Origin of the sequence: Variovorax sp. SPNA7 (genome assembly GCF_033807855.1) — a bacterium.
Classification (GTDB): domain Bacteria; phylum Pseudomonadota; class Gammaproteobacteria; order Burkholderiales; family Burkholderiaceae_C; genus Variovorax; species Variovorax beijingensis.
On the sequence record NZ_CP138513.1, the window covers coordinates 335,408 to 361,408 of the forward strand.

The following is a 26,001-nucleotide window of genomic DNA, read 5'->3' on the forward strand; positions in this document are numbered from 1 at the left end:
CCCTCCGGGAGAGGGAACAACACCTCAAGCCCCAGTCACCGTTCCGCTGACCTCGCCCAGCCCGATGCGCACCGCGCCCGCGCGCTCGCAATAGCCGCGGATCACCAGCGTGTCGCCGTCCTCGAGGAAGGTGCGCTTCTCGCCATTGGGCAGCGTGATCGGCTGCTTGCCGCCCTGCGTGAGCTCGATCAGCGAGCCGGCCTCGTCGGGCTTGGGGCCCGACAGCGTGCCCGAGCCCAGCAGGTCGCCAGGCTGCAGGTTGCAGCCGTTCACCGTGTGGTGCGCGACCAGCTGCGCGGCGGTCCAGTAAGCGGCCTCGGTGGTGTTGCCGCGCGTGAGGCGCGCAGGCGCCAAGCCCTCGGCGCGCATCTTCGCGGTCTGCAGCAGCACTTCGAGCGTGATGTCGAGCGCGCCGCCTTCGCGGTTCGAGGGCGCGTCGAGGTACGCGAGCGGCTGCGGATCTCCCGCGGGCCGCTCGAAGCGGGCGCGGAACGGCGCCAGCGCTTCCATCGTCACGATCCACGGCGACAGCGTGCTCGCGAAGTTCTTCGAAAGGAAGGGGCCGAGCGGCTGGTACTCCCAGGCCTGGATATCGCGCGCCGACCAGTCGTTGAGCAGCGCCACGCCGAACAGGTGGTCTTCGGCCTCGGCGATCGCAATCGGCTCGCCGAGCGTGTTGCCGCGGCCGACGAAGAAGCCCAGCTCCAGTTCGTAGTCGAGCCGCTTCGAGGGACCGAAGCCGGGCTCGGCGGCATCGGGCGCCCTGGTCTGGCCCTGCGGGCGCTTGAAGGCCTGCCCGCTCACGCCGATGGACGAGGCGCGGCCGTGGTAGCCGATCGGCACCCACTTGTAGTTGGGCATCAGCGGCTGGTCGGGGCGGAACAGTTTGCCGATGGTGGTGGCGTGGTGGATGCCGGTGTAGAAGTCGGTGTAGTCGCCGATGCGGCAGGGCACGGTCATTTCGGCCTTCGATTGCGGCAGCAGCGCCCTGGACCATGCGGGCTGCTGGCTGCTGCCTTCGGCCAGGCCCGCGGAGATTGCCGCACGCAGGGCCTGGCCTTCCTTCACGCTCGCGTTCATCAGCGCATTCATGTCGTCGCTGTCGACGAGGCCGGCAGCCTTCAGGTCGAGCACCTGGTCGCCGATGGCCACGCCGATGCGGAAAGCCTCGCTGCTGCTGCCCGCCGTGCGGAAGCGGCCGAAAGGCAGGTTCTGGATCGGGAAGTCGCAGCCGGCTTGGTTGGCGGAGGCGACCCAGCTGCGCAGCTTCGGGTCATGGGTGGCGTTCAGTGCGATGGTCATGGATGTCTTTCTTTATTTGAGTCGGCGGTCAGGGCTTGAACTGGTCCTGGAGACCGGCCCAGCAATCGGCGTAGTCGGTGTCGAGCGCAGGGCTCTTGAGCGCGAAGTTCGTCGGAATGAAGCGGTAGCGGCTCTCGAACATGAAGGCCAGCGTGTTGTCCAGCTTGTGCGGCTTGAGGTCGGCATGCGTGGCCTTGTCGAAGGCCTCCTCGTCGGGGCCGTGCGGCACCATGCAGTTGTGCAGGCTCGCGCCGCCGGGCTTGAAGCCGCCCGGCTTGGCGTCGTACTCGCCGAGCACCAGGCCCATGAATTCGCTCATGAGGTTGCGATGGAACCATGGCGGACGGAAGGTGTTTTCCATCACCATCCAGCGCGGCGGGAAGATCACGAAATCGCAGTTCGCAGTGCCGGGCGTGTCGCTCGGCGAAGTCAGCACGGTGAAGATCGACGGATCGGGGTGGTCGAAGCTGATGGAGCCGATCACCATGAAATTGGCCGTGTCGTACTTCACCGGCGCCAGGTTGCCGTGCCAGGCGACCACGTTGAAAGGCGACTGCTTGGCCGGCGCCTTCCAGAAACGGCCGCCGAATTTCTTGATGAGTTCGTAGGCGCCGCCGTCTTCCTCGAAGGCCGCTACGGGGGCCTGGAAGTCGCGCGCGTTGGCCAGGCCGTTGGAGCCGATCGGGCCCAGTTCGGGCAGGCGGAATTGCGCGCCGTAGTTCTCGCAGACGTAGCCGCGCGAGAGCCCGTCGGGCAAGGCCACCTTGAAGGCCATGCCGCGCGGCAGCAGCGCGATTTCGCCGGGCTTCACGTCGAGCACGCCGAGCTCGGTGGTGATCACGAGGCGGCCCTGCTGCGGCACCACCAGCATCTCGCCGTCGGCGTTGACGAAGGCGCGGTGCTCCATCGAGCGGCCCGCCAGGTACATGAGCGAGCCGATGCCGACCTGCGATTCGGCATCGCCGTTGGCCGCGACCGTGTGCATGCCGTCGATGAAGTCGGCTTCGGCCGCGCCGGCGTCGAGCGGCATCGGATGCCAGCGCAGCGGCTCGGGCGGCAGCGCGATCTCGCGGTCGGCGCCGGTGGTCCAGTGCGCCTGCGCATATGGCTGGTAGCGGCCCGAGACCACCGAAGGCTGGCGGCGATACAGCCAGGTGCGGCGGTTCTCGTGGCGCGGCGCGGTGAAGGCGGTGCCCGAGAGCAGCTCGGTGTAGAGGTCGAAGGGTGCGCGCTGCGGATTGTTGCGGCCCTGCGGCAGGGCGCCGGCGACGGCTTCGGAGGCGTACTCGTTGCCGAAGCCGCTCTGGTAGCGCCGTTCGGTAGGGGCGGTTGGGTTGGTCATGGTGCTCTCTTTCGAAAATCAGGGCGATGAGCCGGCCCGTGTTCAGCTGCCGCGCGCGGCCTCGAAGGCCTCGCGCAGCACGGCCAGCGAGCCGATGTGGTTGGCCAGCACCAGCACGAGCCGCGCGTTGAAGGCATGGCTCTCCTCGGTGGAAAGCCCCTGGTGCGCCTCGATCAGCGCCTCGTAGAAATCGTCGGGCGCTTCGAGATTCGGGGCGGTGATCAGTTGTTGTTGCTGTTGCATGGTGGTCCTCATGCCTTGGCCAGTGCGCGGCCGATGGCTGCGCGGATGTTTTCTGCCGTGGGTTGCCGCCAGCGCGCGCACACGTGCTGGTCGGGCCGCAGCAGGTAGACGGTGCCGGGCTGCGCGTCGTAGCGCTGCGTGGCGAGTTCGCCTGCGGGCGTCGCACCTTCCACGCGCACCACGTGCAGCGGAAGGTCGCAGGCCTTCAGCGCCTGCAGGCTGCGCTCGGCCGCCTCGCCCGTGCCGAACAGCAGCGCCGTGAACTGCGCCACATGGCATTCGCGCAGCAGCCAGCCGCTGCTGCCGTCGGCGCGCACGATGGGCGCATCGGCCGCCGCGGCACCGGGCACCATCGCACCCGCAAACACATCGGAATCGGGCGTGTTGAGCGGCGAATCGCGCAGCACCGCGGGCAACGAGAGCCGTCCGCTGTTGACCAGCGTGCGCGCGAAGGCGTGGCGCTTGGTGAGCTCCAGCACCGCGTCGCGGAACAGCCGGCTCACTTCGCTCTTGGGCGTGATGAAGTCGGTGGCGCGCGTGGAATGGCGGATGTTCTCGTCGGCTGCGTATTCGCGCTCGCTCGCATAGCTGTCGAGCAGCGCGTCGGGCGCCTCGCGCTTGAGCACAGCCGCGAGCTTCCAGGCGAGGTTGTCGGCGTCCTGCACGCCCGAGTTGGCACCGCGCGCGCCGAAGGGCGACACGCCGTGCGCCGAGTCGCCCGCGAACAGCACGCGGCCATGGCGGAAGCGCTCCATGCGCTGGCAGGCAAAGGTGTAGACGCTGGCCCAGCCGATCTGGAACTGCACGCCCTCGAAGCCGATGCTGTCGAGCAGCGCGCGCACGCGCGGCGTGATGTTCTCGGGCTTGCGCTCCTGCACCGGGTCGGCGTCCCAGCCGAGCTGGAAGTCGACGCGCCACATGCCGTCGGCCTGCTTGTGCAGCAGCACGCTCTGGCCTGGGTGGAACGGCGGATCGAACCAGAAGCGCCGCTCCGTCGGCAGGTCGGCGTCCATCGTGATGTCGGCGATCAGGAAGCGATCGCGGAACACGCGGCCCTTGGCTTCGAGGCCCATCAGCTGCCGCAGGTTGGAGCGCGAGCCGTCGCAGGCGGCGACGTAGCCGGCCGACAGCCGGTACTCGCCCTCGGGCGTTTCGATGGTGAGCAGCGCGCCGTCTTCGCGCGGCTCGATGCCCGTGACCTTGTGGTTCCAGCGCAGGTCGATCAGCGGCAGCGTGACGGCGCGCTCCACGAGGTAGCCCTCGACGTAGTACTGCTGCAGGTTGATGAAGGCGGGGCGCTCGTGGCCGGGCTCGGGCAGCAGGTCGAAGCGGTAGACCTGCTCGTCGTGGAAGAACACCTTGCCCACGTGCCACGACACGCCCTTGTCGACCATGCGGTCGCCGCAGCCGAGGCGGTCGAACACCTCGAGCGTGCGTTTGGCGAAGCAGATCGCGCGCGAGCCGCTGGACAGGGTGTTGTCGTTGTCGAGCAGCACCACGGGAACCTCGCGCAGCGCCAGGTCGATGGCGAGCGCGAGGCCGACCGGGCCGGCGCCGACGACCACCACGGGGTGGCGGGCGGGCGTGGCCGCGTCCTGGTCGGCGTGGCGCTTGTAGTCGAAGCGCAGGCTTTGATAGTCGATCACGTCTTGTCTCCGTGTCTTCTGCCGTTCCGCGCGATCAGCCTTCCAGCGCCTTCCACATCTCGATGTCGCGCTCGGCCGTCCACACGCGCGGGTCGGCGTGGCCCGAGGCCTCGTCGTACGCGCGGCTCACGTCGAAGGGCATGCAGTGGTCGAAGATCACCCACTGGCTGTACTTGGGCTTGAGCTTCGCGTAGGTGTCCTTGTAGACGGTGTTCAGGTCGCGCCCGGCCTTCACGCCTTCCTGCACGCTGGCGTACACGTCGGAGATGAAGTCGCGCGTGCCGCGCAGGCCCTCGGCCACTTCGGCCGACGTGGTGAGCGCGGCGCCGCGGCCCGGCACCAGCGCGGCGGGCTTGAGCGCGGCGATGTTGTCCAGCGTCTGCGGCCAGTCCTGGAAGTAGGCGTCGCCGGCGTACGGCGTGGCGCCGAACTCGACCAGGTCGCCCGACAGCAGCGTGCGCTCCTCGGGCAGCCAGACGACGGTGTCGCCCTTGGTGTGGCCGCGGCCCAGCTGGATCAGCTGCACCTCGAGCTTGCCGAGCCACAAGGTCATCTTGCCGGTGAAGGTCATGGTGGGCCAGGTCAGGCCCGGCGGCACCGTCTCGACGTTCTGGAACAGGCGCGGGAAGCGGCCGATCTCGCTGGCCTTGTCGGCCTCGCCGCGCTCCACGATCAGGTCGCGCGTGTCCTCGCTGGCCAGGATGTGCTCGGCACCGTAGCCGGCCGCGCCCAGCACGCGCACCGCGTGGTAGTGCGTGAGCACCACGTACCTGATGGGCTTGTCGGTCACCTCGCGGATGCGGCGCACCACGTCGGCCGCCATGGCGGGCGTGGCCTGGGTGTCGGCCACCAGCACGCAATCGTCGCCGATCACGATGCCGGTGTTGGGGTCGCCCTCGGCCGTGTAGGCCCAGGCGTGCGCCGAGATCTGGCTGAAGGTGATCTTCTTTTCTTCCATGTCGGCCTGGCTGGCGAACTTCTTGGCTTGGCTCATCGTGTGTCTCCGTCGGGTGGATCGAAATTTGATTCGTCTAAAGCAAATGAATTCGCGGTTAACGAATTCCTGGAGTGTAAGCCCGAGATCAGTTCATGTCTAATCCCTTCTTCATGAACGAACAACCAGACGCCAAGGCGGGCCATGGCAGCCAATGACACCGACCGCGCCGCCCAGCGCGGCATCCAGAGCATCGAAGTGGGTGGCCAGCTGCTGCGCGCGCTGGTGCACCACGGCCGGCCGATGGCGCTGAAAGACCTGGCGCGCGAAGCCGACATGACGGCCGCCAAGGCCCATCCCTACATGGTGAGCTTCGGGCGGCTCGGCCTGATCGAGCAGGACCGCGCCAGCGGCCACTATCTGCTCGGGCCGCTGGCCTTGCAACTGGGGCTCATCAGCCTGCAGCAGGCAGACCCCGTGCACATTGCGACGCCGCTGATCGCCGAGGTGGCGCAGCGCATCGGCCACACGGTGGCGCTCGCGGTCTGGGGCGCGCGCGGCGCCACCATCGTGCGCACGGCCGAGTCGCCGTCGCCGGTGCACGTGAACATGCGGCACGGCACGGTGTTCTCGCTCACCAACACGGCCTCGGGCCGGGTCTTCGCCGCCTACCTGGCGGCCGATGCGGTGCGGCAGCTGCTCGACGCCGAGCGCCAGCGGCAGAAGCAGCGCAAGGCCGGCGAAGAACCACCCGCGGCCGGCATGCCGCCGCAGCCGCCGCTGCCTTCGTGGAGCGAATTCGAGCGCCAGCTGCAGGAAGTGCGCGCGCACGGCATCAGCCGCTCGGAGGGCGAGGTGATCGAGGGCGTGAGCGCCATGGCGGCGCCGGTGTTCGACCACACGGGCGCCATCGTGCTGTCGGTCACGGCCATCGGCCCGGCCGCCATCTTCGACACCGCCTGGGACGGCGAAATCGCACGCGCGCTCAAGGCCTGCGCGGGCACTGTGTCCGCGCGGCTGGGCGCAACGTCTGCCGGAAGAAAGGCTTCCGCACCCCTGGATCCATGAGCAGCCTGGGCACCGCTTCCTCTTCCACATCGCCCGTCGAATCCGCCATCGCCCTGCTGGGCGCCGCCCGGCGCATCGCCGTGCTGTCCGGCGCGGGGCTGTCCAGGGCTTCGGGCATTCCGACCTACCGCGACGCCGACGGCCTCTGGATGAACCAGAACGCGCTGCAGTTCTCCCACGCCGAAGACCTGCAGCGCGACCCCAAGGGCTTCACCCGCTTCTGGGCCCGGCGGCTTTCCACCGTCGAGGCCGCGCAGCCGAACCCCGGCCACACGGCGCTCGCGCAGCTGCAGCGGCTGCGCCCCGCCACGCGCCTCATCACGCAGAACGTCGACGGGCTGCTCTCGATCGCAGGCGGGCTGGACGTGCTCGAGCTGCACGGCTCGCTGCGCCGCTGGCGCTGCGACCACTGCGGCAACCGCCGCGGACCCTGGCCCTTTCATCGCTGCATGCGTTGCGCCTCGCGCGCCCGGCCCGATGTCGTGATGTTCGGCGAGATGCTGAACCACGGCGTGCTGCACGACGCGCAGGTGGCGGCGCAGGAATCGGACGTGTTCATGGTGGTCGGCAGCACGGCGGTGGTCTATCCGGCGGCCGAGCTGCCCCAGCTGGCGATATCGCGTGGCGCCCGGCTGGTCACGCTCAACATGGAGCCGCTGCCGCAGCTGGACGCGGCGGCCGCGGTGGTCCTGCGCGGCGCGGCGGAGGTTCTGCTGCCGCAGTTGCTGGCGGGGATCGGCGGCTGAGCGCTCGCGCTCAGCCTTTCTTGCCCCCCAGCAGCACCAGCGCCCCGCCCACCACGATGGCGGCCACGCTGGCCCAGGCCGGGAAGTTGACCTGCTGCTTTTCCTTCACCGAGAACTCCAGCGGCCCCAGCTTGGCCTGGTGCGTTTCCTTCGTGAAGCTGAAGCCGCCGAGCCCGAGGCCCGCGATGCCTGCGACGACGAGCAGGATGCCGATGATGCGTGTGGCGTTCATGGTGGGGTCTCCTCCGTTGATGGAAAAAAGCGTGTCGAGCCGAGCTTACTGCCGCGGCTGCTGGTCCACCCACTGCACGATCTCGGCCACCGCCGTGTCGGTGGCCGCGGCCAGCGCCTTGACGCCGCCCGCTGCATCGGCGCTTGGCGCGGGGCGGCGCACGGTGAAGCTGCGCTGGCCCAGCACGCGGTCGCCGCCCGTGGTGCCGCGGATCAGCGTGGCGCGCATGCGCACCAGGCCGACGCTGCTGCCGGCCGATTCGAAATAGTGGCTGAATTCGTCGAGCGAGATGCGCAGCGTGTCGGGCACCTTGCCCTCGGCGCGCGCGATGGTCGCGGCTTCTTCGGGGCCGAGCACGGTACGCCGCTCGGCGAGTGCGTCGCGCAGCCGCTGGCGCAGCAGTTGCGCCGGCGGCAGGCTCCAGCGCGACTGCCCGTAGGGACGCAGTTCGTTGGCATCGGCATAGCCGAGCCGGTAGAGGATCTGCGTGCCGTCGAGCCGCGTGTTGCTCTCGATCTCGGCCAGCGCGAGCGTGGGCAATGCGGCTGCGGCCGGGCTGGCGGCCGCGGCCGATGCAGCCGGCCCGGGCCCGAAGTCGTACAGCGTGGCGCGCGCGGGCTTGTCGGGCAGCGCGCCGCAGCCGGCGAGCAGCAGCACCAGCAGCGCGAGGCCGGCGCAGGCGGCCCGGCGCGGATGGAGGTGAATGGCGTTCTTCATGGTCATCATCAGGTTCAGGGACGTGCCAGCGAATGGGTGGCGGGCGGCGCGGAAAAACCGGGCTCGCCGGGCCCCGCGGCGGTGCCGCCGTTGCCGAACAGCAGCGACTGCGGGTTGTCGTTGATGCTGTCGGCCGCGCGGCCGAGCCGGCGCACCGCGCGCGAGGTGTCGTCGGCCACGCGGTTCACGCGCGGCAGCGTGGCGGCGTTGAACGAATCGACCGACTGCGCCAGCGCCTTGGTGCCATCGCTGAGCCGCTCGATCGGGCCGTCGGGCGCGTTGAGCCGGCCCACGGTGGTGTTGAAGTTGTTGGCCACGCGCGAGACGTCGCCGGCGGCCGTCTTCACCGACGAGAGCGTGTTCGGCAGCGCCGCGAGCGCCGGGTTCAGCCCGGTCTTCACCGTGCTGTCGAGCTGCTTGAGCAGCGTGTTGGCGCTGGCCGAGGCCGCCGCGATGTTCTCCAGCGCCTCGGCCGCGCGCTTCTGGTTGTCGTCGCCCAGCAGCTGGTTGGCGCGCTTCGTCGCCTCGTCGACCTGGTTGATGATGGCTTCGCCGCGGTCCTGCAGCTGTGCCAGCATCGAGGGCTTGAGCGGAATGCGCGGCGGATCCTCGTTGTTGGGCGCGAGCGCCACGCTCGATTCGCCCTTGTCGTCCAGCGCGATGAAGGCCAGGCCGGTCACACCCTGGTAGCTCAGCGTGGCAAAGCTCGAGGTGGTGAGCGGCACGCGCTGGTCGACCGTGATGCGCACGCGCACGTTGCCCTTCGTCTTGGGGTCGAAGTCGATCGAGGTCACCTTGCCGACCGCGATGCCGCGGTAGCGCACCATGGCCTGCGGCTGCAGCCCGCTGACCGGGTCGCGCGTGGAGAGTTCGTAGATGTTGCGCACGGTGCTGTCGCGCGTGAACCAGACCACCAGCCCCACGAGCACGGCGATGAGGCCGAGCACGAAGGCGCCGGCGGCGATGGCATGGGCTTTGTTTTCCATGGTGTGGCTACCTTTCAACGGGCCGCGCCGGCGGATGGCGGCGGGGCTTTGGCGGGTTTGTCATGCAGGGCCTCCAGGGCGCGCTGGCCGCGCCCGCCCAGGAAATATTCGTGGATGAACGGATGCGGATAGGCGATCACCTCGCGCGCCGAGCCGCTGACGATGACCTTGTGGTCGGCCAGCACCGCGATGCGGGTGCTCAGGTCGAACAGGGTGTCCAGGTCGTGCGTGACCATCACCACCGTCAGGCCCAGTTCGCGGTGCAGGCCGCGCAGCAGGTCGCAGAAGCTGTCGGAGGCCTCGGGGTCCAGGCCCGCGGTGGGTTCGTCCAGCAGCAGCAGCGGCGGGTCCATGATGAGCGCCCGCGCCAGCGCCACGCGCTTGATCATGCCGCCCGAGAGGTCCGCCGGGCTCATGTTGGCATGCCGCGGCTCCAGGCCCACCATCTGCAGCTTCACCAGCGCCGCGTTGCGGATCAGCTCGTCGGGCAGCAGCTTGAGCTCGCGCAGCGGGAAGGCAATGTTCTCGAGCACGCTGAAGGCCGAGAACAGCGCGCCGTGCTGGAACAGCATGCCGACGTTGGCCGCGCCCTTGGCGCTGAGCTCGCCCGGCGCCCGGCCCAGAACCTCGACCGTGCCCTTGGTCGGCTTTTCGAGCCCGAGGATCTGGCGCAGCAGCACCGTCTTGCCGGTGCCCGAGCCGCCCACCAGCGACAGCACCTCGCCGCGCTCGATGCGCAGTTCGAGGTCGCGGTGCACCACGACCTCGCCGTCGGCGCTCTTGAACACCGTCCAGAGCTTGTGGATGTCGACGACGGTGTTTGAAGAATCGCTCATGCGCGAAACCCCACGCCCTTGAACAGCACCGCGAACAGCGCGTCGACCAGGATCACCGCGGTGATCGAGGTCACCACCGACGAGGTGGTGCCGCGGCCCAGGCTCTCGGTGTTGGGCTTGACCTTCATGCCGAAGTAGCAGCCGATCAGCGCAATCAAAATGCCGAACACCGCCGACTTCGCGAGCGCGAGCCAGAGGTTGGCAATCGGCACCGCGCGCGGCAGCGCCGACAGGAAGTAGGCCGGCGAAATGTCGAGCGCGGCGTCGGCCGCGAGCATGCCGCCCAGGAGCGCCGCCATCGAGGTCCAGAGGCTGATCAGCGGCATCGCGATGGCCAGCGCCAGCACGCGCGGCATCACCAGCCTGAAGCCGTGCGGAATGCCCATCACGCGCATCGCGTCGAGCTCTTCGGTCACGCGCATCACGCCGATCTGCGCCGTGATGGCCGAGCCCGAGCGCCCTGCGATCAGCACTGCCGCCAGCACCGGCCCGAGTTCGCGGATCAGCGACAGCCCGAGGATGTTGACCACGAAGGCCTCGGCGCCGTACTGGCGCAGCTGCTGCGAGATCAGGTAGGCCAGCACCACGCCGATCAAGAGCCCGACCAGCGCCGTGATGTGCAGCGCGGTGGCGCCGAACTGGTAGAGGTGCCCCGAGAAATCGCGCCAGGGCGCGCGGTGCGGCGCGCGCAGCAGCGTGCCGGCGTCGAGCGCGAGCTGGCCGATCAGCCCCACGAAGTCGCGCGCGACCTCCAGCCCGCGCGCGCCGGTGTGCGAGAAATGCCGCAGCCGCTCGGCCAGCGTGGGCGGTGGCTCCTCGGGCGTGCCCACGGTGTACTGCGCCACCTGGTCGAGCACCGCCTTGTGCTGCGGCGACATCTCGAGCGTGGCCGGCCAGCCGTGGCGCCAGTGGTCCCAGAGCAGCTGCGCGCCGATATGGTCGAGCTGCTCGATGGGGCGCAGGTCCCAGGCGCGGTCTTCGGCCGGCGGCGCGCCCGCCAGGTCCCTGGAAAGCGCCTGCCATGCGCTGCGCGACGACATGGCCAGCGTGGTCCAGCGGCCGCTGGCCACGGTCCAGCGGCGGCCGTCCTGCTCGCGTTCGTCGATGCGCGGCAACACGCTGTCGGCGTCGGATGCGTCGGCAGTCGGGGTTGCTATGGGCATGATGCGGCGATGGAGGGCGAAGTAAGAAGAAAGAGGCGGTCCGGAAGGGCGCATCGTAACCGGATGAATCGACATTCCCGGTGCGCACCGGCGCCGCTTCGCGTAGGGCGGAACGCCGTTTCGCCGGTCATTCGTAACCCTTTTCCGCTCAATTCCAGGCCCGCGCGAGCGCGTTCCATGCACTCGCGATCACCGGCTCGTTGCGCCGCGCCGCCAGCGAGACGAAGCGCAGTGCGCAGTCCAGCTGCACGCGGTCAGCCATCACGAGGCCGTGCGACTGGCTTTCGCGGATGGCGATCGAATCGCGCAGCAGGCTCAGGCCCACGCCCGATTTCAGCAGGTCGAGCATCGAGGCCTCCTGGTCGACCAGCGCCACGCGGCGCGGCGACAGCCCGAGCGGGCCGAACACTTTTTCCAGCAGCCGGTGGTGCGCCGACTCGGGCGGCGTGGCCAGCCAGGGCAGCGCGGCCAGCGCCTTCCAGTCGCGGCCCAGCACCTGCGGGCCCCAGCCCGCGGGCGCGACCACGCGGTAGGTGAAGCGCGTGAGCGTGCGCGCCGCGAGCGGCGCCGGCGCGGCGGCATCGCCGTCTGTGTCGAGGTGGAAACCCACGTCGAGCTCGCCGCGCAGCACCTGGGCCAGCACCGTGCCGCTCATGCCGTGGCGCAGTTCGGTCTCGATCTGCGGGGCTGATTCCACCAGCTCGCGCAGGAACATGCCGAGCCGGGTGAACTCCGCATCGAGGATGGTGCCGATGCGCAGCGCCCCGCGCACCGTGCCCTGCAGGTTGCGCGCGGCCTGCTGCAGGTCGCCCACGGCCGCGAGCACGCGCTCGGCCTGCGGCAGCAGCGCGGCGCCGTCGGCCGTGAGCGCCAGCCCGTGCGGCGTGCGCGTGAAGAGCTGCAGCCCGGTTTCCTCCGCCAGGCGCTTGAGCTGCAGGCTCACCGCCGGCTGCGTCAGGTGCAGCCGTTCGGCCGCGCGCGACACATTGCCCTCGCGCGCCGCCAGCACGAAGGCACGCAGAATCTGGAGGTCCAAGGCGGCGGCAGTCATATAAGGACGATTTATATGCCAATCGCTGCGAAATCATTGGCTTTTTGCGCATGGCTTGGGAGAAACTGCGCGCCGAAGCCCTTCGCCGGGCCCATGAGCACAATAAATACCGTTGACCCTCGGAGACAAGCCAGCGCCATGAGCGACAACACATTCGACTACATCGTCATCGGCGGCGGCACGGCCGGCGCATTGATGTGCAACCGGCTGACCCGCAAATCGCAGCAGCGCACGCTGCTGATCGAGGCCGGCCGCAAGGACGACTACCACTGGATCCACATTCCGGTGGGCTACCTGTACTGCATCGGCAATCCGCGCACCGACTGGCTCTACAGCACCGAGCCCGACGCCGGCCTCAACGGGCGCGTGCTGCGCTATCCGCGCGGCAAGACGCTGGGCGGCTGCTCCAGCATCAACGGCATGATCTACATGCGCGGCCAGTCGCGCGACTACGACCAGTGGGCGCAGCTCACGGGCGACGATGCCTGGCGCTGGCAGAACGTGCTGCCCGATTTCAAGAAGCACGAGGACTACTACCTCGGCGCCGACGAGCTGCATGGCGCCGGCGGCGAATGGCGGGTGGAGAAGCAGCGCCTGCGCTGGGACATCCTCGACGCCTTTGCCGAGGCCGCGGTGCAGGCCGGCGTGCCGCACAGCACCGATTTCAACCGCGGCAGCAACGAAGGCGTCGGCTACTTCCAGGTCAACCAGAAGAACGGCTGGCGCTGGAACACGGCCAAGGCGTTCCTGCGGCCGGTCTGCTACGGCCGGCCCAATTTCGAGATGTGGGTCAATGCGCATGTGACCAGGCTGATCGTCGAGACCCAGCCCGACGGCAGCCGGCGCTGCACCGGCGTGCAGGTGTGGGACGGCCACGAGCTGGTCACCGCCCATGCCACGCGCGAGGTGGTGCTGTGCGCCGGCAGCATCGGCTCGCCGCAGATCCTGCAGCTCTCGGGCATCGGCCCGGCCGATCTGCTGCGCCAGCACGGCATCGACGTGGTGATCGACGCACCCGGCGTCGGCGCCAACCTGCAGGACCACCTGCAGATCCGCGCGGTCTACAAGATCAACGGCGCGCCCACGCTCAACGTGCTGGCCTCCTCGATGTACGGCAAGGCGAAAATCGGCCTCGAATACCTGATGAAGCGCAGCGGGCCGATGAGCATGGCGCCGTCGCAGCTGGGCGCCTTCACGCGCAGTTCGCCCGAGCATGAGTGGCCGAATCTCGAATACCACGTGCAGCCGCTGTCGCTCGACGCCTTCGGCGATCCGCTGCACAGCTTTCCGGCCTTTACCGCGAGCGTGTGCAACCTCAACCCCACGAGTCGCGGCAGCGTGCGCATCAAGAGCCCGCGCTTCCAGGATGCACCCGCGATCGCGCCCAACTACCTGAGCACCGACGAAGACCGCAAGGTGGCGGCCGATTCGCTGCGCGTGACGCGCCGCATCGCCTCGCAGCCGGCGCTTGCCAAGTACAAGCCGGAGGAATGGAAGCCCGGCGTTCAATACCAGAGCGACGAAGACTTGGCGCGCCTGGCCGGCGACATCGCGACCACGATCTTCCATCCGGTCGGCACGACCAAGATGGGTGCGGACGGCGACCCGATGGCGGTGCTCGATTCGAAGCTGCGCGTGCGCGGCGTGCAGGGGCTGCGCGTGGTCGATGCGGGCGCGATGCCGACCATCACGAGCGGCAATACCAACAGCCCTACCTTGATGATGGCCGAGAAGGCTGCGGGGTGGATTCTGGAGGCGAACGGCTGAGGCGCGTTCTTCGGGGCGTTTGTTCTTGGCGCTGTTGTTCAGGGCGCGTGCACAGATCACCGGGTACTCCCCTCCGCGAATGTCCCCCGGCCTGCGGCCTCCTCCTTGATTTCGCTGCGGGGAGCACCCGATGCTCTGTGCATGGGGCACGCTGCTGGTGTATCGCTGATCAACGACTGCTCTGTCCAACGCTCCCGCTGATGGGGTGCCTTGCGCAGCGAAATAAAGGAGGAGCGCGAAGCGCGGGGGACATTCGCGGAGCAAGGTACCCCGTCGGCGGGAGCGCGCCCTGAACGTCCCCGTCTTTGAATTACTTCTCGACAGTCTTGTTCCAACGCGCATTCCAAGCAGGACGATTCGCATTGATGCTATCCCAGTCGATGGTGACCGCCGTCTTCATCCATTGGTTGATGTCGGCCACCTGCTTCACGCCATCGCCCACCGCCGGAGCCTTGGGGTTGGTGGGAATCTGCGCGCCGTACTGAAGCACGTTGGCCTGGGCCAGCGGGCTCAGCAGGAACTCGGCGAGCTTTTGCGACAGCTCGGGTTCGCTGTTGTTCGCAATCACGCACTGGCCCACCATCAGCACCACCGCGCCTTCCTTCGGCGGTGCGTACTCCACCGGGATGCCCTTGGTCTTGAGCGCGGCCACCGCGGTGGGCGTGAGCGGGAAGATCGCGGCCTCGCCGGTCTGCACCATCTCCGACAGCTTGGCCGAGCTCGGGATGTACTCCAGCACGTTCGGGCCGATGGTGGTGGGCCAGGCCTTGAAGCCGGGTTCCACGTTCTTGTCGTTGCCGCCCTGGATGCGGTTGAACATCAAAAAGCCGTGCAGCCCGAAGGACGATGACGACATCGACTGGAACACCACCTTGCCCTTGTACTTGGGATCGGCCAGGTCCATCCACGAGGTGGGCGCCGCCCAGCCCTTGTCCTTGAACATCTTCGCGTTGTAGGCCAGGCCCGTCATGCCCAGGCTCACGCCGCTGGCCATGTCGTCCTTGAAGCGCGCGGCCGGGTAGATCTCGGCCAGCGACGGATTGGGCCGCTGCTTCTGGCACAGGCCCATGCCGATGGCGCGCACCATGATGCCGTCGTCCAGGAACATCACGTGCATCTGCGGGCGGTCCTTGTTGGCCTGCGCCTTCGCGAGGATGTCGGACGAAGTGCCCGGCACCACCACCACCTTGGCGCCGTGGAGCTTCTCGAAGGCCGGGAACACGTACTGCGTGTATGCCTTCTCCATGGTGCCGCCGTTCATGCCGATGTAGAGCGTCTTGGTCTGCGCACCGGCCGCGCCGCCGGCCGCGAGCGCGGCCACCGCCGCCGCACCGGTCACGGTCCGGCGAAGAGAGAAGAAAGAACAAATCTTCTGGAAACGGGACATGGTGTTTTCCTTTCAGGGTGGGGTGGGGGTGAAGCGTTCGATCGAGAAGCTCTCGATCGGCGTGCTGCTGCGGCCGTCGCGCACGAGTTCGGCCAGCACTTCGCCGGCGGCCGGGCCGATCTGGAAGCCCGCGCCAGAAAAGCCGAAGCCATGGAACAGGCCGGGCGTGGTGCGGCTCGGGCCGAGCACCGGCTGGCGGTCGGGCAGGTAGCCTTCGGTGCCACTCCAGGTGCGGATGAAATGCGCATGGCGCAGCGCGGGCAGCAGCTCGACGGCCTGAGCGGAGAGCGAGGCGATGGCGTCGCGGTCCGAGCGCGCGCGGTCGGCATCGAGCGCCACGCCCTTGCCGCCGCCGCCCAGCACGAGGTTGCCGCGCGCCACCTGGCGGCAGTAGATGCCGCCGCCCTCCACGCCGAGGCTCCAGTCCATGAAGAAGGGCAGCGGCTCCGTCACTGCCATGGCGGGATGGCCCGATTGCAGCGGCACCTCTTCGCCGAACTCCGTGGCGATCGGCCCGGCCCATGCGCCCGCGCAGTTGAGCAGCGCCGGCGCATGCACTTCGAGCGCATTGCCCGAGCGCAGCATGAACGCCTGGCCGTCGTGCGCCACCTCGTCGACCTGGTGGCGCTCGAAGACCTGCGCGCCCGCGCGCTGCGCCGCGAGCGCGAAGGCCGGCGACACCAGCCGCGGATTGGCCTGCCCGTCTTCCGCGCACAGCGAGCCGCCGACGGCGCGCGTGCCGAGCCAGGGGCAGCGCTCGCGCAGGCGGGCGTCGGAGATCAGCTCCAGCCCCAGGTCGAAGTCGCTGCTTTGCGCACGGTAGCGTTCCAGCGACGCCATGTCGGCCTCGCTGCGCGCGATCTTGAAGTGGCCCGAGCGCAGGTACTCGCCGTCGGTGCCGATGGTTTCGCGCAGGCGGCCCCAGATGCGGTGCGCGCGCTGCGCGAGCGGCAACTGATCGATCGGGCGGCCCTGGCGCCGCACGCCGCCGTAGTTCACGCCGCTCGATCGCGAGCCGCACAGGTCGCGCTCCAGCAGCACCACGCCGATGCCCATCTGCCGCAAGGCCAATGCGGCGGACGCGCCGACGATGCCGCCGCCGACGATCGCAACGTCGGTGCGCAATGTCTGGCGCCCGCTCATTCGCCGGCTCCTTCGGCAGATGGCGCAGCGGCCAGGTGGATCGGAATCGGCTTGATCGGCGCTTGACCGCGCAGCCGGCCCACCTGCTGCAGCGGCAGCCCCGTGGCATGCGCGAGGATTTCGGCCGCCGCCGCGCCGCACATGCGGCCCTGGCAGCGGCCCATGCCGACGCGCGACAGCGCCTTCAGGCGGTTCATCTCGTCGGCGCCGGCGGTCGCGACGGTCTGGCGCAAAGTGCCGGCCGTGATGTTCTCGCAGCGGCAGACCACGAGCTCGTCGGGTGCATGCGTGGCCCAGTCCTGCGGCACGGGGAAGGCGCGCTCCAAGCCCTCGCGGAATCCGGCGAGCTTGCCGAGCTTGCGTTCGAGTTCGGCGGCGCGCATCGCATCGACCGCCACGCCGTTGTCGGCCAGCAGCGCGAGCGCGGCGCGTTCTCCGGCCCACTCTGCCCCATCGGCACCCATGATGCCGGCGCCGTCGCCCGCAAGGTACACGCCCCGCACGCTGGAGCGGCCGGCGGAATCGCGCACCGGCAGGTGGGCGCGGTGCAGCGGCGCGAATTCGAAGCGGCAGCCGAGCAGGTCGGCCAGCTGGGTTTCGGAGCGCAGTGCATGGCCGAAGCCGACGGCATCGCAGGCCAGCGTGCGTTCTTCGCGGCCGTCGTGCCACGCCACGCCGGCCACGCGGTTGTCTTGTGCATCGCCGAGCACGCGCAACGGCCGCACGCCGCCGTGCAGCGCCACGCCGTGTGCGCGCAGCCAGGCCACGTAGTACACGCCCTTCGCGAACACGGCGGGCTGCCGCAGCATCGCGGGCGTGGCGGCCAGCTGGTCGGCGAGCCGCGCGGTGTCGAGCACCGCGGCCACCTTTGCGCCGGCCTTGGCGTACTGGTAAGCCACCAGATAGAGCAGCGGGCCGGTGCCCATGAACACCACGCGCTCGCCGATGGCGCAGCCCTGGAACTTGAGCGCCACCTGCGCGCCGCCCAGCGTGTAGACGCCGGGCAGCGTCCAGCCCGGAACCGGCAGCACGCGGTCGGTGGCGCCGGTGGCGACGATCAGCTGGCCGTACGAAAGGCTCGAAGTGCTGCGCGTCGGGCCGTGCAGCACGTCGAGCCGGCCGCCTTGCGCATTCCACACCAGGCTGTCGGGACGGTAGTCGATGCGCTCGCGCAAGGAATCGAAGGTGGCATGCAGCGCATCGGCGCGGCCGGCCTCGAAGCCATAGAGCGCCTGCGCGCTGCGCTGGACCAGGCTCGCGGGCGGCCGCCGGTAGATCTGCCCGCCGGCGCGCGAAGCCTCGTCGATCACCACGGGCCGCAGGCCGTGCGCCGCCAGCGCCTGTGCGGCGCGCACGCCCGCCGGCCCCGCGCCGACGATCACCGGCTGCAATGCGGCAGAAGAAGAAGCCGTCATGCGCCGCTCCTTCCCGTGACCAGCGCCATGCCCGGCGCGATGAAGGTGGAGCAGGCGCGCAGGCGCTCGCCCTGCTCGGTGGCGATCCAGCAATCCTGGCAGGCGCCCATCATGCAGAAGCCCGCGCGCGGGGCGCCGCTGAATTCGTTGCGCCGCAGCTGGGCGGCCTGCGTGAGCACCGCGGTCAGCACCGTGTCGCCCGCAAGCGCGGAGGCGGGCTGGCCGTCGAGCGTGAAGGACACCGCGGCGCGACCCGTCTCGGCCACGCGATGCAGCAGCGGTTGAAGCTTTGGCAAGCTCATCTATCGGCGCCCCACCAGCACGCGGTCCAGCCCGTAGACGCGGTCGAGCACCACCATCGCGACGGCCGTCACCGCCACCATCAGCGCCGACACCGCCGCCATCAGCGGATCGATCGACTCGGTGGCATACATGTACATGCGCACCGGCAGCGTCACCGTGCTGGGCGAGGTGACGAAGATCGACATCGTCACTTCGTCGAAGCTGTTGATGAAGGACAGCAGCCAGCCGCCCGTGACGCCCGGCAGGATCATCGGCAGCGTGATGCGCCGGAACACCGTGGCCTGGCTCGCACCCAGCGAGAGCGCGGCCTGCTCGGCGCTGCGGTCGAAGCCCACCAGCGCGGCCACCACGAGCCGCAGCGTGTAGGGCGTGACGATCAGCGCATGCGCCATCACCAGCCAGCCGAAGCTGCCCGTGCCGCCCACCAGCGCGAACAGGCGCAGCAGGGCCACGCCCAGCACCAGGTGCGGAATGATCAGCGGCGAGAGGAACAGGCCGTTGAGGAAGTCGCGCCCGGGAAATTCGTAGCGCGTGATCGCCATGCCCGCCGGCACCGCGAGCAGCGTGGCGATGGTGGCCGAGGCCAGCGCGAGCCACAGGCTGTTCCAGAACGACTGCATGAAGTCCGGGTGCGCGAACACCGCCTTGAACCAGCGCAGCGAGAAGTGCGTGGTGGGAATCGTCAGCGTGTTCTCGGGCGTGAACGCGACGATGCACACCACCACGAGCGGCGCCAGCATGAAGGCGATGACCAGCGCGTTGAACGCGAGGGCGAGGGGGCCGTTCTTGCTCATCGGATCACCCGAGCGCTTTCTTGTAGCGGCCTTCGACGAGGCGGTTGTAGCTCAGCATCACGATCAGGTTCGCAGCGAGCAGCGTGAGCGCGACGGCGGCGCCGAGCGGCCAGTTGAGTTCGTGCAGGTACTCGTCGTACACGACCGTCGCGACCATCTTCAGGCGGCGCCCGCCGAGCAGCCCCGGAATCGCGAACGAACTCGCGGCCAGGCCGAACACGATCAGGCTGCCCGAGAGAATGCCCGGCATCACCTGCGGCAGCACGATGCGCCTGAGCGTGGTGAAGGGCGAGGCCCTGAGCGAGAGCGCCGCGTTCTCCACGCCCGCATCCAGCTTCTGCAGCGAGGTCCAGACCGGAATCACCATGAAGGGCAGCATCACGTGGACCAGCGCGACGATCACTGCGGTCTCGGTGTAGAGCATCTTCACCGGCCCGATGCCCACCAGCCGCAGCAGCCCGTTCACCGCGCCTTCGGGCCCGAGCAGCATGCTCCAGCCGAAGGCGCGCACCACCACCGACACCAAAAGCGGCGCCAGCACCACCAGCAGCAGCACCGAGCGCCACGGGTTGCGCATGCGGCTCAGCACATAGGCCTCGGGCGCGCCGACCAGCACGCAGATCAGCGTGACGAGGCCCGAGATCCAGAAGGTGCGCCAGAAGATGCCGTGGTAGTACGAGTCGGTGAATACGTGCGTGTAGTGCTCGAGCGTGAACTCGCCGGCCTTCGGTCCCGTGGCCGGGTCGTAGACGTTGAACGACAGCACCGCGGTGAGCGCGAGCGGCACCACCAGCAGGGCCGCGAACAGCAGCAGCGCGGGCCCCGACAGCCACCAGGGCGTGGCCTTGCTCTTCATGCGGCCACCGCCTCGCCGGCCGGCAGCAGGCGTGTGCAATGTGCGGGCCAGTCGATGCCGGCGGCATGGCCTTCGTCGAGCGCATCGCGGCCGTCGTTGGGGCTCAGCACCATCAGGTCGCCGGCGGGCGTGCCCAGGCGGTAGAGCCACTGGCTGCCGAGGAAGAAGCGCTCCAGCACCCGGCCGTCGAGGCGGCCGCGGCCGGCCTCCACCAACTGCAGCTTTTCGGGGCGCACGCTCATCAGCACCGCATCGCCCGGCATGTAGCCGGTGTCGTCGACCTCGACCGCGAGCGCGCCCACCGCCACATGGCAGCTGCGCGCGCCGCTGGCCGTGACGCGCCCGTCCAGCAGGTTGGCCTTGCCCACGAAGGTGGAGATGAAGCGCGTGCTCGGATGCTCGTAGACGCGGTGCGGATGGTCGATCTGCGTGGCGCAGCCGCCTTCCATCACCACCACGCGGTCGCTGATCGACATGGCCTCGCTCTGGTCGTGCGTGACCATCACCGTGGTGGTGCCGACCTTGCGCTGGATCTGGCGCAGCTCGAACTGCATTTCCTCGCGCAGCTTGGCGTCCAGGTTGGAGAGCGGTTCGTCCAGCAGCAGCACCGGCGGCTCGATCACGAGCGCGCGGGCCAGTGCCACGCGCTGGCGCTGCCCGCCCGAGAGCTCGCGCGGGTAGCGCGCGGCATGCGCTTCCAGGTGCACCAGCGCGAGCGCCTGCCTGACGCAATCGGCGCGCTCGGACTTCGGCATCTTGCGCATCTCGAGGCCGAAGCTCACGTTGTCGGCCACCGTCATGTGCGGGAACAGCGCGTAGGTCTGGAACACGATGCCCAGGCCGCGCGTGTTGGCCTTGGCATGCGTGATGTCCTTGCCCGCGAGCTCGATGCGCCCGCTCGACACCGCCTCGAAGCCCGCAATCATCTGCAGCGTGGTGGTCTTGCCGCAGCCCGAAGGGCCGAGCAGCGAGACGAACTCGCCCTTCTCCACCGCGAGGTTCATGGCCGACACGGCGCGCGTGGCGCCGTAGAACTTGGTCAGGTCGGTGAGCCGTAGGAACGACATGGAAGGGCCTTTCTGCGGGGGTCTTGATGGCGTGCAGCACCTTGGTGCACGCCGCGGACAAAGAGAGAACTTTCAATTCACTCTATTGCAACGATCAGGCCAGAACGCCTCGGGTATTCCATTAATCAGAATCTTTATAGAATTTATTCCGTTCAATGGAATATCATGCGAAAAATCGATCTCAGGAATTCCACAGGAGCAAGGTATGGAAACCCCCTCGGCGGCCAGCGGCGGCGTGCCGCGTGTCTTTTCGGTGATCCGCGCGCTCGGCGCGGTGCAGGCCGAGGGCGGGCGCGTGACCCAGATCGCACGGTCCGTGGGCCTCACGCAGGCGACTACGCACCGCCTGCTGCAGTCGCTCATGGCCGAGGGCATGGTCGAGCAGGACGAGCGCAGCAAGCTCTACCGGCTGAGCATCGATTTCTTCGCGCTCGCGGCCAGCGCCGGCAACCCGGGCGACCTGCGCTCCATCTGCCGCCCGGTGCTGCTGCGCCTGTGCGCGAGCCTGGGCGACAGCATCTTTTTGCTGGCGCGCAGCGGCTTCGACGCGATCTGCCTCGACCGCAGCGAAGGGCCGTTCCCGATCCGCTCGTTCACGGGCGACATCGGCGGGCGCATCGCGCTGGGCGTGGGGCAGGGTGCGCTCGCGATCCTGGCCTTTTTGCCGGAGGCGGAGCGCGAGGAGGTGATCCGCTTCAATCTCTCGCGCGTGCGCGAGTACGGCGTGTACGACGAGGTCTACCTGCGCACCGAGATCGAGCGCGTGCGCCAGGCCGGCTATGCAGGGCGCAACACCGGCCTGCTCGAAGGCATGGCCGGCGTGGCCGTGCCCATCCTCGACCGCGAAGGCCACGCGGTGGCCGCGCTCAGCGTGGGCACCATCGCCGACCGGCTCAATGCCGACCGCATGCCCACGGTGGTGGAGCTGCTCAAGCGCGAGGCGGCGGCCATCGGGCCGAAGATCAATCCCTTCGATGCGACCTTGCGGCGGCCGGCGCAGAGCCTCGCGGGCTCGCCGGCGGGGCAGCGCATCAGCCTGCCCGAGCCGCCCGGGCCCGCCGCTTGAAGGTGTTGTTTGTGCACTGAATGCACGAATGGTGCGGTAGTTCATTCCTGAAACGCACCAAGTCCTTCCGTTTTTTCGCTATGCAAGCAGGCCCTGTTCGCAGATATTGAGCTGTTGCCGCATTCCTGCTGCCCATCTTTCCTGTTCTCTCTTCTCCCCGCCGGAGCCGCCATGCCAGAAGCCCAAGCCTCCCTTTCCGTTGCCGCCGAAATCGCGCAGCTGCTGCAGCGCCTCGGCGTTCCGGGTTCCGCCCATGGCGGCGGCGAACTCACGGTGCGCTCGCCGGTCACCGGCGAGGTGGTCGCGCAGGTGCGGCAGACCAGTGCCGCCGAAGCGGCCGCGGCCATCGGCCAGGCGCACGAGGCCTTCAAGGCCTGGCGCAGCGTGCCCGCGCCGCGCCGCGGCGAACTGGTGCGCCTGCTCGGCGAAGAGCTGCGCGCCGCCAAGGCAGACCTCGGCCGCCTCGTCACGCTCGAGGCCGGCAAGATCCCGTCCGAAGGCGCGGGCGAAGTGCAGGAGATGATCGACATCTGCGACTTCGCGGTCGGCCTCTCGCGCCAGCTCTACGGCCTCACGCTCGCCACCGAGCGCGCCGAGCACCGCATGATGGAAACCTGGCATCCGCTGGGCGTGTGCGGCGTGATCTCGGCCTTCAACTTTCCGGTGGCCGTGTGGTCGTGGAATGCGGCGCTGGCGCTGGTGTGCGGCGATTCGGTGGTGTGGAAGCCGTCCGAAAAAACGCCGCTCACGGCGCTGGCCGTGCACGCCATTGCGCAGCGCGCCCTTGCACGCTTCGGCGATGCGCCCGAAGGGCTGCTCGGCCTGCTGCTGGGCCAGCGCGACATCGGCGAGGTGCTGGTGGAGGACCACCGCGTGCCCATTCTCTCGGCCACCGGCTCCACCGCGATGGGCCGCCAGGTGGGGCCTAAGCTGGCCGCGCGCTTCGCGCGCGCCATTCTCGAACTCGGCGGCAACAACGCGGCCATCGTCACGCCCTCGGCCGACCTCGACCTCACGCTGCGCGCCATCGCGTTCTCGGCCATGGGCACGGCCGGCCAGCGCTGCACCACGCTGCGCCGGCTGTTCGTGCACGACAGCGTGTACGACGCGCTGGTGCCCAAGCTCGCCAAGGTGTATGGCAACGTGCAGGTGGGCGATCCGCGCGAGGCCGGCACGCTGGTCGGCCCGCTGATCGACCGCGCGGCCTTCGACGGCATGCAGAAGGCGCTCGGCGAAAGCCGCGAGATCGGCGCCACGGTACATGGCGGCCAGCGCGTGGAGGGCATCGGCACGAAGGACGCCTTCTACGTGCGCCCGGCGCTGGTCGAGCTCAAGTCGCACGACGGCCCGGTGCTGCGCGAAACCTTCGCGCCCATTCTCTATGTGGTGCGCTACAGCGCGCTGGACGACGCCATCGAATGGCACAACGCGGTGGGCGCGGGCCTGTCGTCGTCGATCTTCACGCTCAACGTGCGCGAGGCCGAGCGCTTCCTGTCGAGCGCGGGCTCGGACTGCGGCATTGCCAACGTCAACATCGGCCCGAGCGGTGCCGAGATCGGCGGCGCCTTCGGCGGCGAAAAGGAAACCGGCGGCGGCCGCGAGGCCGGCTCCGACAGCTGGAAGGCGTACATGCGCCGCGCCACCAACACCATCAACTACTCGACCGCGTTGCCGCTCGCCCAGGGCGTGACCTTCGAGATCAACGACTGACCGACCCCGGCCTTGTGGCCTTGCCGCGCGGCGTTCCGCTGCCGCGGCCGGACGGTGGCCGTGCCCAAGAAAAACAACCAGGAGACAGAGAAATGAAGATGCAATTGAAGACCCTCGCCGCCACCGCAGCGCTGCTCGCGCTCGCTTTCGGCGCCGCCGCGCAGCAGGCGCCGGCCGGCGGCACGCTCGACAAGATCCGGAGCAGCGGCAAGGCCGTGCTCGGCGTGCGCGAAGCCTCGCCGCCCATGGCCTACATGCTGGGCGCGAACGAGAAATACGTGGGCTACCACGTCGAGCTGTGCGAGCGCGTGCTCAAGGACATCGCGCCGCAGGCCAAGCTCGAATACATGGCCGTGACCGCGCAGAACACCATCCCGCTGGTGCAGAACGGCACGCTCGACATCGGCTGCGGCCCGACCACCAACAACACCGCGCGCCAGCAGCAGGTGGCGTTCGCGCTCACCACCTACGTGAGCGAGGTGCGCATGGCGACGCGCGTCGATTCGGGCATCAGCTCGCTCGACCAATTGGCGGGCCGCACCGTGTCGGCTTCCACCGGCACCACCGCCGTGCAGCTGCTGCGCAAGCGCGAGCGCGCGCAGAACACCACCATCACCACGATGCTCGGCAAGGACCACCTCGAAAGCTTTTTGCTGATGGAGTCGGGCCGCGCCGATGCCTTCGTGCTCGACGACAACCTGCTCGCGGGCATCATCGCGAACGCGAAGAACCCGTCGGCCTACCGCATCGTCGGCGATGCGCTGGGCTCCGAGCCGATCGCGCTGCTGTTCCGCAAGGACGATGCCACCTTCAAGGCCGCGGTGGACGATGCGCTGCGCCGCCTCATGAAGAGCGGCGAGCTCGAGAAGATCTACACCAGGTGGTTCGTCGCGCCGATTCCGCCGAAGAACACCAGCCTGAACCTGCCGATGAGCACGGCGCTGAAGCAGCTCATTGCCGAGCCCAACGACAAGCCGCTGGAGGCCTACGCGAAGTGACCTCCGCCGTTCCCGGTTCCGCATTCGAGCCCGCGCAGCGCGTGCGCGCCATCGGCGTCTCGGAAATCCTGCGCATCACCGACCATGCCAATGCGCTCAAGCGTGCTGGCCGGCCGGTGATCGTGCTGGGCGCGGGCGAGCCGGACTTCGACACGCCCGAGCCGATCCGCGCCGCCGCGGCCCGTGCGATGGAGCGCGGCGACACGCGCTACACCGTGCTCGACGGCAGCCCGGCCATGAAGGCCGCGGTGCAGCTGAAGTTCAGGCGCGACAACGCGCTGGAGTTTGCGTTGGACGAAATCAGCGTGGGCGCGGGCGCCAAGCAGGTGATCTTCAACGCGCTGATGGCGAGCCTGAACCCGGGCGACGAGGTGATCCTGCCCGCACCGTACTGGACCTCCTACGCCGACATCGTGCAGATCTGCGGCGGCGTGCCGGTGAGCGTGCCCTGCAGCGAGGCCAACGGCTTCAGGCTCGATGCCGCGCAGCTCGAGGCGGCCATCACGCCGCGCACGCGCTGGCTCTTCCTGAATTCGCCGTCCAACCCCTGCGGCGCGGCCTACAGCGCGGCGCAGCTCGCGCCGCTGTGCGAGGTGCTGCTGCGGCATCCCGCGGTGTGGGTGCTGGCCGACGACATCTACGAGCACATCCTCTACGACGGCCTCGCCTTCGCCACGCCCGCGGCCGTCGAGCCGCGGCTGCGCGAACGCACGCTCACCGTCAACGGCGTGTCGAAGGCGTACGCGATGACCGGCTGGCGCGTGGGCTACGGGGCAGGGCCGCGCGCGCTGATCGCGGCCATGGCGGTGGTGCAGAGCCAGTCGACCTCGTGCCCATCGTCGGTGAGCCAGGCCGCCGCGATCGAGGCGCTCACGGGGCCGCAGCACGTGGTGGCCGAGCGGCGCGACGACTTCCAAGCGCGGCGCGACTTCGTCGTGGCCGCCTTGAACCGTGCGCCGGGCCTGCATTGCCGCGTGCCCGAAGGCGCCTTCTATGCCTTTGCGAGCTGCGCGGGCCTGCTCGGGCGGCGTACCCGCAGTGGAATGCTGCTGCAGACCGACAGCGACTTCTGCAATTACCTGCTGCAGGATTTCGAAGTGGCGGTGGTGCCGGGCAGCGTGTTCGGGCTCGCGCCGTACTTCCGCATTTCGTATGCCACGTCGATGGCGCAGCTCGAGGAGGCGTGTGCGCGCATTGCGGCGGCATGCGAAGCTCTCGAATGAATTTCT

The 26,001-nt window shown here is 69.1% G+C and carries 25 protein-coding genes; 7 read left to right on the plus strand and 18 right to left on the minus strand.

Translation table 11 applies throughout. The features are described 5' to 3' along the window. Positions 1–24: 24 nt before the first annotated feature. From fahA to RZE77_RS01530, 5 genes are read right to left on the minus strand one after another with little or no spacing between them, the layout of a single operon-like run. The gene (gene fahA, locus RZE77_RS01510) at positions 25–1,302 is read right to left on the minus strand and encodes a fumarylacetoacetase (protein WP_319440384.1); all 1,278 of its coding nucleotides are present in this window, start codon (positions 1,300–1,302) and stop codon (positions 25–27) included. 28 nt (positions 1,303–1,330) lie between these two features. Then, positions 1,331–2,644 (minus strand): homogentisate 1,2-dioxygenase, encoded by a 1,314-nt coding sequence (hmgA, locus tag RZE77_RS01515; protein ID WP_319440385.1) that lies wholly within the window; start codon positions 2,642–2,644, stop codon positions 1,331–1,333. A 42-nt stretch (positions 2,645–2,686) separates the two neighbouring features. Next, on the minus strand, positions 2,687–2,887 hold the full coding sequence (locus RZE77_RS01520; RefSeq protein WP_319440386.1) for a DUF2783 domain-containing protein: 201 nt from the start codon (positions 2,885–2,887) through the stop codon (positions 2,687–2,689). Between the two features lie 8 nt (positions 2,888–2,895). Next, entirely contained in the window at positions 2,896–4,533 is a 1,638-nt protein-coding gene (locus RZE77_RS01525) for an FAD-dependent oxidoreductase (protein WP_319440387.1), read from the minus strand. A 34-nt stretch (positions 4,534–4,567) separates the two neighbouring features. Further along, a complete protein-coding gene (locus RZE77_RS01530) occupies positions 4,568–5,527 on the minus strand; it encodes an MBL fold metallo-hydrolase (protein WP_319440388.1) in 960 nt (319 codons plus the stop codon). A gap of 144 nt (positions 5,528–5,671) precedes the next feature. Between RZE77_RS01530 and RZE77_RS01535 the strand changes: the two genes are divergently transcribed. Together RZE77_RS01535 and RZE77_RS01540 are read left to right on the plus strand one after the other, a co-directional pair. Beyond that, positions 5,672–6,535, plus strand: a complete 864-nt coding sequence (locus RZE77_RS01535) for an IclR family transcriptional regulator (protein WP_319440389.1) — start codon at positions 5,672–5,674, stop codon at positions 6,533–6,535. Beyond that, complete coding sequence (locus RZE77_RS01540) at positions 6,532–7,281, plus strand: SIR2 family NAD-dependent protein deacylase (protein ID WP_319440390.1); 750 nt, start codon at positions 6,532–6,534, stop codon at positions 7,279–7,281. The genes RZE77_RS01535 and RZE77_RS01540 overlap by 4 nt, the downstream gene beginning before the upstream one ends. A 10-nt stretch (positions 7,282–7,291) precedes the next feature. Here the strand turns inward: RZE77_RS01540 and RZE77_RS01545 are convergent, their stop codons facing one another. The 6 genes from RZE77_RS01545 to RZE77_RS01570 form a co-directional block, all read right to left on the minus strand. Next, complete coding sequence (locus tag RZE77_RS01545) at positions 7,292–7,513, minus strand: hypothetical protein (RefSeq protein ID WP_021005054.1); 222 nt, start codon at positions 7,511–7,513, stop codon at positions 7,292–7,294. A 45-nt stretch (positions 7,514–7,558) separates the two neighbouring features. Beyond that, positions 7,559–8,230 (minus strand): ABC-type transport auxiliary lipoprotein family protein, encoded by a 672-nt coding sequence (locus tag RZE77_RS01550; RefSeq protein WP_405546821.1) that lies wholly within the window; start codon positions 8,228–8,230, stop codon positions 7,559–7,561. 14 nt (positions 8,231–8,244) lie between these two features. Next, a complete protein-coding gene (locus RZE77_RS01555; protein ID WP_319440392.1) occupies positions 8,245–9,216 on the minus strand; it encodes an MlaD family protein in 972 nt (323 codons plus the stop codon). A gap of 14 nt (positions 9,217–9,230) precedes the next feature. Then, on the minus strand, positions 9,231–10,052 hold the full coding sequence (locus RZE77_RS01560; protein ID WP_319440393.1) for an ABC transporter ATP-binding protein: 822 nt from the start codon (positions 10,050–10,052) through the stop codon (positions 9,231–9,233). Further along, entirely contained in the window at positions 10,049–11,215 is a 1,167-nt protein-coding gene (locus tag RZE77_RS01565) for an MlaE family ABC transporter permease (RefSeq protein WP_319440394.1), read from the minus strand. Before RZE77_RS01565 ends, RZE77_RS01560 begins: the two co-directional genes overlap by 4 nt. Positions 11,216–11,363: 148 nt before the next feature. Further along, positions 11,364–12,266 (minus strand): LysR family transcriptional regulator, encoded by a 903-nt coding sequence (locus tag RZE77_RS01570; protein WP_319440395.1) that lies wholly within the window; start codon positions 12,264–12,266, stop codon positions 11,364–11,366. A gap of 138 nt (positions 12,267–12,404) precedes the next feature. Here RZE77_RS01570 and RZE77_RS01575 point away from each other — a divergent pair, with 138 nt between their 5' ends. After that, positions 12,405–14,033 (plus strand): GMC family oxidoreductase, encoded by a 1,629-nt coding sequence (locus tag RZE77_RS01575; RefSeq protein ID WP_319440396.1) that lies wholly within the window; start codon positions 12,405–12,407, stop codon positions 14,031–14,033. Positions 14,034–14,343: 310 nt separating this feature from the next. Here RZE77_RS01575 and RZE77_RS01580 read toward each other — a convergent pair whose 3' ends face one another. From RZE77_RS01580 to RZE77_RS01610, 7 genes are read right to left on the minus strand one after another with little or no spacing between them, the layout of a single operon-like run. After that, a complete protein-coding gene (locus tag RZE77_RS01580) occupies positions 14,344–15,420 on the minus strand; it encodes an ABC transporter substrate-binding protein (RefSeq protein WP_319440397.1) in 1,077 nt (358 codons plus the stop codon). A gap of 12 nt (positions 15,421–15,432) precedes the next feature. Then, the gene (locus RZE77_RS01585; RefSeq protein WP_319440398.1) at positions 15,433–16,563 is read right to left on the minus strand and encodes an NAD(P)/FAD-dependent oxidoreductase; all 1,131 of its coding nucleotides are present in this window, start codon (positions 16,561–16,563) and stop codon (positions 15,433–15,435) included. Next, entirely contained in the window at positions 16,560–17,978 is a 1,419-nt protein-coding gene (locus RZE77_RS01590; RefSeq protein ID WP_319440399.1) for an FAD/NAD(P)-dependent oxidoreductase, read from the minus strand. The genes RZE77_RS01585 and RZE77_RS01590 overlap by 4 nt, the downstream gene beginning before the upstream one ends. After that, complete coding sequence (locus tag RZE77_RS01595; RefSeq protein WP_319440400.1) at positions 17,975–18,280, minus strand: (2Fe-2S)-binding protein; 306 nt, start codon at positions 18,278–18,280, stop codon at positions 17,975–17,977. The genes RZE77_RS01590 and RZE77_RS01595 overlap by 4 nt, the downstream gene beginning before the upstream one ends. Next, a complete protein-coding gene (locus RZE77_RS01600; RefSeq protein WP_319440401.1) occupies positions 18,281–19,075 on the minus strand; it encodes an ABC transporter permease in 795 nt (264 codons plus the stop codon). Positions 19,076–19,079: 4 nt separating this feature from the next. Beyond that, positions 19,080–19,931: an ABC transporter permease gene (locus RZE77_RS01605; RefSeq protein WP_319440402.1), complete on the minus strand. Its 852-nt coding sequence runs from the start codon at positions 19,929–19,931 to the stop codon at positions 19,080–19,082. Next, positions 19,928–20,998 carry an ABC transporter ATP-binding protein gene (locus RZE77_RS01610; protein ID WP_319440403.1) on the minus strand — a complete coding sequence of 357 codons (1,071 nt, stop codon included), beginning with the start codon at positions 20,996–20,998 and terminating at the stop codon, positions 19,928–19,930. The genes RZE77_RS01605 and RZE77_RS01610 overlap by 4 nt, the downstream gene beginning before the upstream one ends. A 205-nt stretch (positions 20,999–21,203) precedes the next feature. Here RZE77_RS01610 and RZE77_RS01615 point away from each other — a divergent pair, with 205 nt between their 5' ends. The 4 genes from RZE77_RS01615 (at position 21,204) to RZE77_RS01630 (ending at position 25,995) form a co-directional block, all read left to right on the plus strand. Then, on the plus strand, positions 21,204–22,064 hold the full coding sequence (locus RZE77_RS01615; RefSeq protein WP_319440404.1) for an IclR family transcriptional regulator: 861 nt from the start codon (positions 21,204–21,206) through the stop codon (positions 22,062–22,064). Positions 22,065–22,235: 171 nt separating this feature from the next. Further along, positions 22,236–23,774 (plus strand): L-piperidine-6-carboxylate dehydrogenase, encoded by a 1,539-nt coding sequence (amaB, locus tag RZE77_RS01620; RefSeq protein ID WP_319440405.1) that lies wholly within the window; start codon positions 22,236–22,238, stop codon positions 23,772–23,774. Between the two features lie 92 nt (positions 23,775–23,866). Next, positions 23,867–24,772 (plus strand): amino acid ABC transporter substrate-binding protein, encoded by a 906-nt coding sequence (locus RZE77_RS01625; RefSeq protein WP_319440406.1) that lies wholly within the window; start codon positions 23,867–23,869, stop codon positions 24,770–24,772. After that, the gene (locus tag RZE77_RS01630) at positions 24,769–25,995 is read left to right on the plus strand and encodes a pyridoxal phosphate-dependent aminotransferase (RefSeq protein WP_319440407.1); all 1,227 of its coding nucleotides are present in this window, start codon (positions 24,769–24,771) and stop codon (positions 25,993–25,995) included. The genes RZE77_RS01625 and RZE77_RS01630 overlap by 4 nt, the downstream gene beginning before the upstream one ends. The last annotated feature ends 6 nt before the right edge of the window (positions 25,996–26,001 follow it).

What these genes read in the sequence shown, in the direction of transcription:
- RZE77_RS01600 (WP_319440401.1), bottom strand. Translation starts at nt 19,075, where the DNA reads ATGAGCAAGAACGGCCCCCTCGCCCTCGCGTTCAACGCGCTGGTCATC.
- RZE77_RS01530 (WP_319440388.1), bottom strand. Translation starts at nt 5,527, where the DNA reads ATGAGCCAAGCCAAGAAGTTCGCCAGCCAGGCCGACATGGAAGAAAAG.
- fahA (WP_319440384.1), bottom strand. Translation starts at nt 1,302, where the DNA reads ATGACCATCGCACTGAACGCCACCCATGACCCGAAGCTGCGCAGCTGG.
- RZE77_RS01585 (WP_319440398.1), bottom strand. Translation starts at nt 16,563, where the DNA reads ATGAGCGGGCGCCAGACATTGCGCACCGACGTTGCGATCGTCGGCGGC.
- RZE77_RS01590 (WP_319440399.1), bottom strand. Translation starts at nt 17,978, where the DNA reads ATGACGGCTTCTTCTTCTGCCGCATTGCAGCCGGTGATCGTCGGCGCG.
- RZE77_RS01605 (WP_319440402.1), bottom strand. Translation starts at nt 19,931, where the DNA reads ATGAAGAGCAAGGCCACGCCCTGGTGGCTGTCGGGGCCCGCGCTGCTG.
- amaB (WP_319440405.1), top strand. Translation starts at nt 22,236, where the DNA reads ATGCCAGAAGCCCAAGCCTCCCTTTCCGTTGCCGCCGAAATCGCGCAG.
- RZE77_RS01545 (WP_021005054.1), bottom strand. Translation starts at nt 7,513, where the DNA reads ATGAACGCCACACGCATCATCGGCATCCTGCTCGTCGTCGCAGGCATC.
- RZE77_RS01570 (WP_319440395.1), bottom strand. Translation starts at nt 12,266, where the DNA reads ATGACTGCCGCCGCCTTGGACCTCCAGATTCTGCGTGCCTTCGTGCTG.
- RZE77_RS01535 (WP_319440389.1), top strand. Translation starts at nt 5,672, where the DNA reads ATGGCAGCCAATGACACCGACCGCGCCGCCCAGCGCGGCATCCAGAGC.
- hmgA (WP_319440385.1), bottom strand. Translation starts at nt 2,644, where the DNA reads ATGACCAACCCAACCGCCCCTACCGAACGGCGCTACCAGAGCGGCTTC.
- RZE77_RS01610 (WP_319440403.1), bottom strand. Translation starts at nt 20,998, where the DNA reads ATGTCGTTCCTACGGCTCACCGACCTGACCAAGTTCTACGGCGCCACG.
- RZE77_RS01595 (WP_319440400.1), bottom strand. Translation starts at nt 18,280, where the DNA reads ATGAGCTTGCCAAAGCTTCAACCGCTGCTGCATCGCGTGGCCGAGACG.
- RZE77_RS01615 (WP_319440404.1), top strand. Translation starts at nt 21,204, where the DNA reads ATGGAAACCCCCTCGGCGGCCAGCGGCGGCGTGCCGCGTGTCTTTTCG.
- RZE77_RS01580 (WP_319440397.1), bottom strand. Translation starts at nt 15,420, where the DNA reads ATGTCCCGTTTCCAGAAGATTTGTTCTTTCTTCTCTCTTCGCCGGACC.
- RZE77_RS01555 (WP_319440392.1), bottom strand. Translation starts at nt 9,216, where the DNA reads ATGGAAAACAAAGCCCATGCCATCGCCGCCGGCGCCTTCGTGCTCGGC.
- RZE77_RS01625 (WP_319440406.1), top strand. Translation starts at nt 23,867, where the DNA reads ATGAAGATGCAATTGAAGACCCTCGCCGCCACCGCAGCGCTGCTCGCG.
- RZE77_RS01540 (WP_319440390.1), top strand. Translation starts at nt 6,532, where the DNA reads ATGAGCAGCCTGGGCACCGCTTCCTCTTCCACATCGCCCGTCGAATCC.
- RZE77_RS01560 (WP_319440393.1), bottom strand. Translation starts at nt 10,052, where the DNA reads ATGAGCGATTCTTCAAACACCGTCGTCGACATCCACAAGCTCTGGACG.
- RZE77_RS01575 (WP_319440396.1), top strand. Translation starts at nt 12,405, where the DNA reads ATGAGCGACAACACATTCGACTACATCGTCATCGGCGGCGGCACGGCC.
- RZE77_RS01550 (WP_405546821.1), bottom strand. Translation starts at nt 8,230, where the DNA reads ATGAAGAACGCCATTCACCTCCATCCGCGCCGGGCCGCCTGCGCCGGC.
- RZE77_RS01520 (WP_319440386.1), bottom strand. Translation starts at nt 2,887, where the DNA reads ATGCAACAGCAACAACAACTGATCACCGCCCCGAATCTCGAAGCGCCC.
- RZE77_RS01565 (WP_319440394.1), bottom strand. Translation starts at nt 11,215, where the DNA reads ATGCCCATAGCAACCCCGACTGCCGACGCATCCGACGCCGACAGCGTG.